Annotated in this window: 3 protein-coding genes; 2 read left to right on the top strand and 1 reads right to left on the bottom strand. The window is 61.3% G+C overall.

Annotation, left to right across the window (positions count from 1 at the left end; genetic code table 11):
- Positions 1 to 112 precede the first annotated feature (112 nt).
- The gene (efeU, locus tag DBR24_RS10620; RefSeq protein ID WP_128614702.1) at positions 113 to 964 is read right to left on the bottom strand and encodes an iron uptake transporter permease EfeU; all 852 of its coding nucleotides are present in this window, start codon (positions 962 to 964) and stop codon (positions 113 to 115) included.
- Between the two features lie 283 nt (positions 965 to 1,247).
- On the opposite strand from efeU, the gene DBR24_RS10615 reads away from it, so the two are divergent.
- Both DBR24_RS10615 and DBR24_RS10610 read left to right on the top strand, forming a co-directional pair.
- Positions 1,248 to 2,264: an AraC family transcriptional regulator gene (locus DBR24_RS10615; protein ID WP_128614701.1), complete on the top strand. Its 1,017-nt coding sequence runs from the start codon at positions 1,248 to 1,250 to the stop codon at positions 2,262 to 2,264.
- A gap of 246 nt (positions 2,265 to 2,510) precedes the next feature.
- A partial coding sequence (locus DBR24_RS10610; RefSeq protein ID WP_128614700.1) for an AMP-binding protein occupies positions 2,511 to 3,684 on the top strand: 1,174 nt, incomplete at its 3' end.

Below are 3,684 nucleotides of genomic sequence, written 5' to 3'. Positions count from 1 at the left end.
TAGTAGAACAGGCCTCCGGCAGCGATCATCACGACCACCGAACCGGCCACCGCCCAGCGCAAGGCGCGGGGAGGCGAGGCCTGAGGAGTATTAGGCTTTGACATGGGTGCCCTTATTGGCTGGAAACGGAAGACGATTTGCCGGCTGACTGGGTGCCGGAGGGCGCGGCGGGCAGGAAAAACATCACCAGCGCCACCAGCAGATAGATCAGGTACGCGCCGAGGGTGCTGACGGTCGGCGCATCCTGATAACCGAACATGCCGGCTAGCACCGAGCCCAGCGGGCCATCCATCGGCAGCGTCGCGCTGAAGTCGAAGAGCACGGTCTGCAGGTGGTTCCATACGCCCGCTTCATGCAGCGCCTGCACCGAGTTGGCGAGGATGCCGGCGGCGACCACGAGGATGAACAGCCCGGTCCACTTGAAGAACGCCGACAGGTTCAGGCGCATGCTGCCGCTGTAGATCAGGAAACCGACGACGATGGCCAGGATCAACCCGAGCAGGGCGCCGATCGGCGCGCCCGGGCCTTCGCTCTGCTGGAACACCGCGAGCAGGAAGAACACGGTTTCCAGGCCTTCGCGAGCAACGGCGAAGAACACCATGGCGATCAGTGCGATCACCTGGTGCCTTGAAGACGTCAGCACGTGGTCCAGCGAGGCTTGCAGCGAGTGCTTGATTGAGCGTGCGACCTTGCGCATCCAGAACACCATCGAACTGAGAATGCCCACGGCCACCAGCCCGACTACGCCTTCGAACAGTTCTTGCTGCTTTTGCGGGAACTCGGCACTGACCAGTTCCAGACCACCGCCCACCAGCAGGGCGAGGGCGGCGGCGAGGAATACGCCGATCCATACGGCGGGCATCCACTGGCCACGACCGGTTTGTTGCAGGTAGCTGGCGATGATGCCAACGATCAGCGCGGCTTCGATGCCTTCACGCAGCATGATCAGAAAGGGAACGAGCATTCGGTGTCCACTAAGTCATTCGAAGAGGTTACAAGTTGTAACATAATGACAACCATTCTCACATGACAATGATTGGCATAAACCTGAACGCAAGCTGAACAACCTGTTTTTTGCCACGCACAAATCCCTGTGGGAGCGAGCTTGCTCGCGAAGGCGGCTGACCGGTCGACGTCTCTGTGACTCACCCAACGCTTTCGCGAGCAAGCTTGCTCCCACAGGGGATCTGAGTCGTGTTTGGGTTAAGATGCCCGTCCCTCGAAAACAACAAGGTCTGCCTCGCTCCATGTCGGAAAAAGACACCATCGCCGTGCAACTGGTGCGTGAAGCGCTGCTGCAAAGTTGTGCCCCGGGCGTGGCCACGGAAGATGTCTTGAACAAGGTCGGTATCGACTCGGCCGTGCTGCAAAGCGCAGAAGGCCGGGTACCCGCTGCGCAATACGCAAAACTCTGGCGCTTGCTGGCCCGGCGTGGCGATGACGAGTTCTTCGGCATGGACCCGCGCCCGCTCAAGTCCGGCAGCCTCGAGTTTCTCTGCCGCAGCGCCATGGCCCAACCGACCCTGGCCGCCGGCCTGAACATGGGCCTGAGTTTTCTCTCGTTAATGCTGGAAAAAATGCCGGCGCAACTTGTGCATCAGCAAAGCCTGGCGGAAGTCGTGCTGCTCGAAGACGACCCCGAACCGCGCCGCGCCTTCACCTATTTCACCTATTGGATGATCGTCCACGGCGTGGCCTGCTGGCTGGCCGGGCGGCGGATTCCGATTCTGGCGATCGAACTGCGTTGCGCCGAACCGGACTTTTGCGATGACTACCGGGTGATGTTCTCGGAAAACCTGCGGTTCGAGCGTCCGCGCACGCGGATGATCTTCGCCGCCGATTGCCTCGACCTGCCGATCAAGCGTACAGCCGAGGAACTGAAACGCTTTCTGGCCCATGCGCCAGCAAACATCCTGGTGAAGTATCGCGACCCGGAGAGCCTTGCCAGCCGGATCAAGCACAATCTGCGGCAGTTGCCCGCCGAACACTGGCCGGAAACCGAGGCCCTGGCGCAGCAACTGTGCATGTCCGCCTCGACCCTGCGCCGACGCTTGTCGGAAGAAGGCCAGACTTATCAGGGCCTGAAGGACAGCGTGCGCAAGGAACTGGCGATCACTTGGCTGGCGGAGCCGTCGATCAGTTTTGTCGAGATCGCCACGCGGCTGGGGTTTGCCGATGCGAGTTCGTTCTACAAGGCGTTTCGCAAGTGGTCGGGGTCGAATCCGGGGCATTACCGCACCTTGATCCTGAACGAAGCGCTCTGATCCTGCACAGGCATTGATCGCTCTGACCTCATCGCTGGCAAGCCAGCTCCCACAGGTTTTGCGCTAACCCTGTGGGAGCTGGCTTGCCAGCCATAGGGCCGGTCAAGGCAACACATACTTTGATCCTTGGCCAAACCAGTCAGCCAACTTGATGGCTTTGACCATTGCCGCCTCCGCGCCGCAGCGCGACTATCCCTGTGTTGTTTACGGTTCCCAACCTAATAAAAACACCGAGGGATTCTGGCAATGCGCGATTACTTGTCTGCCACCGAACAGTTCAACTATCAGCACACCGTGGACGCTGCGCTCAGCGGTTCGCTGGAGGCGCTCAACGCCTGCGTCGAATGTTGCGACCGTCACGCCTTGCCGGGGCGCATCGCGTTGTTCTGGGAGGGCCGCGACGGCGCCAGTGCGACCTACACCTTCAGTGACCTGCAGGACAAAGCCGCACGTTTTGCCAATTTCCTTCTGGCCCAGGGCGTGCAGAAGGGCGACAAGGTTGCCGGCCTGCTGCCGCGCAATATCGAACTGCTGATCACCGTGTTCGCCACCTGGCGTATCGGTGCGGTGTATCAGCCGCTGTTCACCGCGTTCGGCCCCAAGGCCATCGAACATCGCCTGAACAGCTCCGGCGCCAAAGTGGTGGTCACCGATGCGACCAACCGGCCGAAACTCGCCGAAGTCGGCGATTGCCCGACTGTGGTCACCGTTGGCGGCGCCAAGGGCCAGGGCATTGTCCGTGGCGACTTCAGTTTCTGGGCCGAACTGGCCAACTATTCCAACGTCTGTGAGCCGGTATTGCTGACGGGCGAGGAACCGTTCCTGCTGATGTTCACCTCGGGCACTACCGGCCCGTCGAAAGCCCTATCGGTGCCGCTCAAGGCGATCGTCGCGTTCCAGAGCTACACCCGCGACGCGGTGGATTTGCGTCCTGAAGACTCATTCTGGAATGTCGCCGATCCGGGCTGGGCCTATGGCATCTATTTCGGCGTCACCGGCCCGATGGCCATGGGGCATCCGATCACCTTCTATGATGGCCCGTTCACCCTCGAAAGCACCTGCCGGGTGATCAACAAGTACAACATCACCAACCTCACTGGTTCGCCGACGGCCTATCGTCTGCTGATCGCCGGCGGCAACGAATTCGCCAAGTCGATCAAGGGCAAGCTGCGCATCGTCAGCAGCGCCGGCGAGCCGCTGAACCCGGAAGTGATCCGCTGGTTCGCCGACAACCTCGGCGTAGTCATTCACGACCATTACGGCCAGACCGAACTGGGCATGGTCCTGTGCAACCACCACGGCCTGGAGCACCCGATCCACCTCGGTGCCGCCGGTTTCGCCTCGCCGGGCCATCGCATCGTGGTGCTCGACGAGCACTGCAACGAACTCGGCGTCGGCCAGCCGGGGATTCTTGCCATCG

The sequence above is a fragment of the Pseudomonas sp. HMWF006 genome (assembly GCF_003061205.1).
In the GTDB taxonomy this organism is placed as follows: domain Bacteria; phylum Pseudomonadota; class Gammaproteobacteria; order Pseudomonadales; family Pseudomonadaceae; genus Aquipseudomonas; species Aquipseudomonas monsensis.
Note: the sequence above shows the minus strand (reverse complement) of the source record. Positions and strands in the feature narration are given on the sequence as shown.

Excerpts from the sequence above, each read along its gene's own strand:
- DBR24_RS10615 (WP_128614701.1), top strand. The coding sequence starts at position 1,248 with ATGTCGGAAAAAGACACCATCGCCGTGCAACTGGTGCGTGAAGCGCTG.
- efeU (WP_128614702.1), bottom strand. The coding sequence starts at position 964 with ATGCTCGTTCCCTTTCTGATCATGCTGCGTGAAGGCATCGAAGCCGCG.